Origin of the sequence: Azospirillum formosense, from assembly GCF_013340925.1 — a bacterium.
GTDB lineage: Bacteria > Pseudomonadota > Alphaproteobacteria > Azospirillales > Azospirillaceae > Azospirillum > Azospirillum formosense.
Map to the genome: position 1 here is coordinate 1 of NZ_WHOR01000350.1, position 4,887 is coordinate 4,887.

General features: G+C 69.3%; 3 protein-coding genes. 2 read left to right on the forward strand and 1 reads right to left on the reverse strand.

The window, feature by feature from the left end; all coding sequences use genetic code 11:
* Nucleotides 1-121: 121 nt before the first annotated feature.
* The gene (locus GBZ26_RS26890; RefSeq protein ID WP_174441449.1) at nt 122-2,173 is read right to left on the reverse strand and encodes a methyl-accepting chemotaxis protein; all 2,052 of its coding nucleotides are present in this window, start codon (nt 2,171-2,173) and stop codon (nt 122-124) included.
* Nucleotides 2,174-2,416: 243 nt separating this feature from the next.
* Here GBZ26_RS26890 and GBZ26_RS26895 point away from each other — a divergent pair, with 243 nt between their 5' ends.
* Both GBZ26_RS26895 and GBZ26_RS26900 read left to right on the forward strand, forming a co-directional pair.
* Nucleotides 2,417-4,276, forward strand: coding sequence for an ABCB family ABC transporter ATP-binding protein/permease (locus tag GBZ26_RS26895; RefSeq protein ID WP_281427494.1), 1,860 nt, complete (start codon nt 2,417-2,419; stop codon nt 4,274-4,276).
* A 42-nt stretch (nt 4,277-4,318) separates the two neighbouring features.
* On the forward strand, nt 4,319-4,846 hold the full coding sequence (locus GBZ26_RS26900; RefSeq protein WP_174441450.1) for a biliverdin-producing heme oxygenase: 528 nt from the start codon (nt 4,319-4,321) through the stop codon (nt 4,844-4,846).
* Nucleotides 4,847-4,887 lie beyond the last annotated feature (41 nt).

Here is a 4,887-nt window from a genome sequence, read left to right on the forward strand (position 1 = left end):
TTGCCCCCACCCCGGCCCTCCCCCGCTGTCGCAGGGGAGGGAGATTTCTGCGAAGCGGCGGCAGTCCCCTCCCCTGCGACAGCGGGGGAGGGTTAGGGTGGGGGCAAGGCCGCCCCACCTCTCAAAATTCCTTCCAGTCGTCGTCCTCGCTGACGTTGCGCTTGAGCGCGGCGCCCGACACCGCGCGAGCCGCCGGCTTGGCCGCGGCGCGGGTCGGACGCACCACCGGCGCCACATGCCGCGGGTTCGTAATCGCGACCGGCACGGCGACCGGCATGGCGCGGGGGTCCAGCTTGAAGAAGCCGATCAGCCCCTTCAGGTCGTTGGCCTGACCGGCCATGGCCTGCGCCGCGGCGGTGGTTTCCTCGACCAGCGCGGCGTTCTTCTGGGTCATCTCGTCCATCTGCGAGACGGTGGCGTTGATCTCGTCGAGCGCCGCCGCCTGCTCCGAGGAGGCGGAGGCCATCTCGGCGATCAGCCCGGCGACCTGCTGGACGCCCGACACGATGCCCTCCAGCGCGTCGCCGGCCTTCTTGACCAGCTCCACCCCGTCCTTCACTTGGGCTTCGCTGTCCAGGATCAGGCCCTTGATCTCCTTGGACGCCTGGGCGGAGCGCTGGGCGAGGTTGCGCACCTCCTGGGCCACCACGGCGAAGCCGCGGCCCGCGTCGCCGGCCCGCGCCGCCTCGACCGCCGCGTTCAGCGCCAGCAGGTTGGTCTGGAAGGCGATCTCGTCGATCACCCCGATGATGTCGGTGATCTTGCGGCTCGACGCCTCGATGCGCTTCATCGCGTCAATGGCGGAGTCCGCCACCGCACCACCCGAATCCGCGGCGGTGCGGGCGTCGGCGGCCATGCCGTTGGCGCGCTGGGCGTTGTCGGCGTTGGAGCGCACCGTGGCACCCAGCTCCTCCATGCTCGCCGCCGTCTCCTCCAGCGAGGAGGCCTGCTGCTCCGTCCGCTCCGCGAGGTCGGAGGAGCCGACGGAGACCTCGCCCGCCGCCGAGGCGATGGTGTCCGCCGCCTGGGTGATCTGGCCGACGATCTCCGACAGCTTGGCCGAGGTGGCGTTGACGTCGGTCTTCAGCGTCTGGAAGGCCCCCTCATAGTCGCGCTGCACCCGCTTGTTGAGGTCGCCCTGGGCGAGCGCGCTGAGCACCGCGCCGAGATCGGCGATGACCGCCTCCACCGTGTCGGTCAGCCGGTTGATGCCCGCCGACATGGTCTTGTAGAAGCCGTCCTTGCCGGTCAGGTCGAGGCGGCGCGACAGGTCGCCCTTCGATACGCCGTCGATCAGCGCGGCGATCTCCTCGCCGATCGCCGCCTCGCGGGCGCGCTGCGCCTCGTCGGCGCGGCGCTCGGCCTCCAGGCGGGCGCGCTCGGCCTCGTCCATCGCCTTCTTCTGGATGGCGTTGTCCTTGAACACATGAACCGCCTGGGCCATCTGCCCGATCTCGTCGCCGCGGTCGAGGCCGGGAACGGCGACGTCCAGCTTGTCGGCGGCGAGGTCGTGCATGGTCGCGCTCATCGCCCGCACGGCACCCATCTGGCGGCGGACCAGGAAGAAGCTGACCAGACCGAAGGCCAGCGTGACCAGCGGCGCCACCACCAGGATGGTGCGCTCCACCTCGTCCACCACCCTCATCACGTCGGCCCGCTTCAGCCCGACGAACAGCACGCCGACCACCGAGCCGGAGGCGTCGAGCAGCGGGTCGTATGAGGTGAAGTAGCGCTCGCCCAGGATGTCGGCCTCGCCGCGGTAGGGCTTGCGCTGCGTGATGACGCTGTCGAAGACCGGCCCGGCGCCCAGCTTCGTGCCGTTGGCCCGGCTGCCGTCGGGGTTCTGCACGGTGGTGGCGACGCGGGTGTCGCCGCGGAACACCGTGGCCGCACCGCCGGTCAGCTCGCGGATCTGGTCGACCATGCGGGTGTCGCCGTCGACCCGCACCGATCCGACGTAGAGCGCGCCGTCGCGCAGGCTGTAGTCGGCGCCGTTCTGCTTCAGCAGCATGTGGGCCAGCGCCATGCTGCGCTCCCGCTGCTCCCGCGCGGAGGCGGCGCTGCGGTCGCTCAGCACCTGGCTGGAGGCCAGCGTCAGCACGATGGCCAGGATGAACAGCCCCAGCACGTTCAGCAGGGACAGTTTGGCGGTCAGGGAGAGGTTCTTCAGCACGTTCGGCCCTATGCGGCAATCGCTCCGCAGCCCTCGCCGTCGGAGATAGACAATAAGTCTAATACGGTTTTATCCGTTCGTCCGCGTGCAATTTTTCGGAGATCGATTCCCGTAATCCGTGTGGAGACGTCCTGGCTGAGCGCCATGCAGCCCGCGCACGGCCCGTCTTCCTTGGTTGACGGCTCATGCAGCCCTAGTTTAGGGCAGCCGCTTTTTCCAACCGACCCTTCCCCGGACCCCTCCATGCGCCGCCGCACCAGCAACCCCAGCCCGGCACCCTCCTATGCGGAGGCCGCGTCCAGCACTGGCGACATGGCGGCGCTGCGTTCGCTCGTCCCCTATCTGTGGCCGCATGATTCCTTCGAGACGAAGCTGCGCGTGGTGGTGGCGCTGATCCTGCTGGTCGGCGCCAAGGTGGCGAACGTCTGGGTGCCGCTCTTCTACAAGCGGGCGGTGGACGCGCTGTCGCCGGGCGACGCGGGCGCGCTGGTGACGATCCCGCTGGGGCTGATCGTCGCCTATGGTCTGGCGCGGGTGATGTCGCTGGTCTTCGCGGAGCTGCGCGACGCGGTGTTCGCCAACGTCGCCCAGCGCACCATCCGCAAGGTCGCCCTGTCGGTCTTCCAGCATCTGCACGCCCTGTCGCTGCGCTTCCACCTGGAGCGCCAGACCGGCGGCCTGACCCGCTCGCTGGAGCGCGGCACCCGCGCCATCGAGACGCTGCTGCGCTACGCGCTGTTCTCCATCGTGCCGACGCTGGTGGAGATCACGCTGGTCTGCGTGATCCTGTGGCGGATGTTCGACGGCTGGTTCGCGCTGGCGACCTTCGCCACGGTGGGAAGCTACATCGCCTACACCTTCTTCGTGTCGGAATGGCGCATCCAGTTCCGCCGCGCCATGAACGAGACCGACAACAAGGCCAACACCAAGGCGGTGGACAGCCTGCTGAACTACGAGACCGTCAAGTATTTCGGCAACGAGGGGCACGAGGCCCGGCGCTACGACCAGGCGCTGGCCTCCTACGAGCAGGCGGCGGTGAAGAGCCAGCGCAGCCTGTCGCTGCTGAACATCGGCCAGTCGGCGATCATCTCGCTGGGGCTGGCGGTGGTCATGGGCATGGCGGCGCGCGGCATCGTCAACGGCACGATGACGCTGGGCGACTTCGTGCTGGTGAACACCTACCTGCTGCAGCTCTACCAGCCGCTGAACTTCTTCGGGGTGGTCTACCGCGAGATCAAGCAGGCGCTGATCGACGTGGAGTCGATGGTGACGCTGCTGTCGGTGGACCGCGAGGTCGCCGACCGGCCGGGCGCCCCGGCGCTGGCCATCACCGGGGGCGAGCTGCGCTTCGACGGGGTGGAGTTCGGCTACGACCCGCGGCGGCCGATCCTCAAGGGGGTGAGCTTCACCGTGCCCGCCGGGCGGACGGTGGCCATCGTCGGGCCGTCCGGCGCGGGCAAATCGACCATCGGCCGGCTGCTGTTCCGCTTCTACGACGTGTCGGGCGGCGGCATCCTGATCGACGGGCAGGACATCCGGGAGGTGACCCAGCAATCGCTGCGCGGCGCCATCGGCATCGTCCCTCAGGACACGGTGCTGTTCAACGACACGGTCTACTACAACATCGCCTACGGCCGCCCCGGCGCCAGCCCGGCGGAGGTCGAGCAGGCGGCGCGCCTGGCCCACATCCACAACTTCATCATGGCGCTGCCCGACGGCTACGAGACCACGGTGGGGGAGCGCGGACTGAAGCTGTCCGGCGGCGAGAAGCAGCGCGTCGCCATCGCCCGCACCATCCTGAAGAACCCGGCGATCCTGCTGTTCGATGAGGCGACCTCGGCGCTCGACACCCACACCGAGCGGGAGATCCAGGCCAACCTGCGCGAGGTCAGCCGCGGCCGCACCACGCTGGTCATCGCGCACCGCCTGTCCACCGTGATCGACGCCGACGAGATCCTGGTGATGGAGGCCGGTCGTGTGATCGAACGGGGACGCCACATGGAACTGCTGTCGCGCGGCGGCGCCTATGCCGCATTGTGGGCGCGGCAGCAGGAATCCTCCCAGGGGCCGGAACCGGTTCCGGAAGTCCTTGCCCCCACCTGACCCCTTTCCCACCTCATTTCTTCATCACGACGGAGCATCCCTTTGGGACCGGTACGGCAGGCGCTGCGCGAGGCGACCCGCGACATCCATGAACGGCTCGACCGGGCCGAGGTCCTGCGGCCGCTGACCAGCCCGTCCATCACGGTGGACGAGTACCGCGACGCCCTGATCGCCCTGCACGGCTTCAACGCCCCCATCGAGCGAGCGTTGGGCGAGCGGGCGCTGGGCGAGGGGGCCGAGCGGCTGGACCTGCTGCGCGCCGATCTGGCCGATCTGGGGGTGGACGCCGACTCCCTGCCGGTCGCCGGGGCGCTGCCGGCGCTGGACGGCCTGCCGGAGCGGCTGGCGGCGCGTTACGTGCTCGACGGCTCCGCCCATGGCGGGCGGGCGATGCTGCCCAACGTCACCCGCGCGCTGGGCTTCGACGCCACGCGCGGGGCGCGCTTCCTGGCCTCGGCCGGGATCGACATGGCGGGGCGCTGGAAGGCGCTGCTCGCCCGGCTGGAAAGCGGGTTCGGGACATGTTCTTATAAACAATTCGCGGTGCCCACCGACCCCACACGTTGGTAGTCCGTGGGGTGGCGTAGATATGCAAAAAAAAAAATAATGAA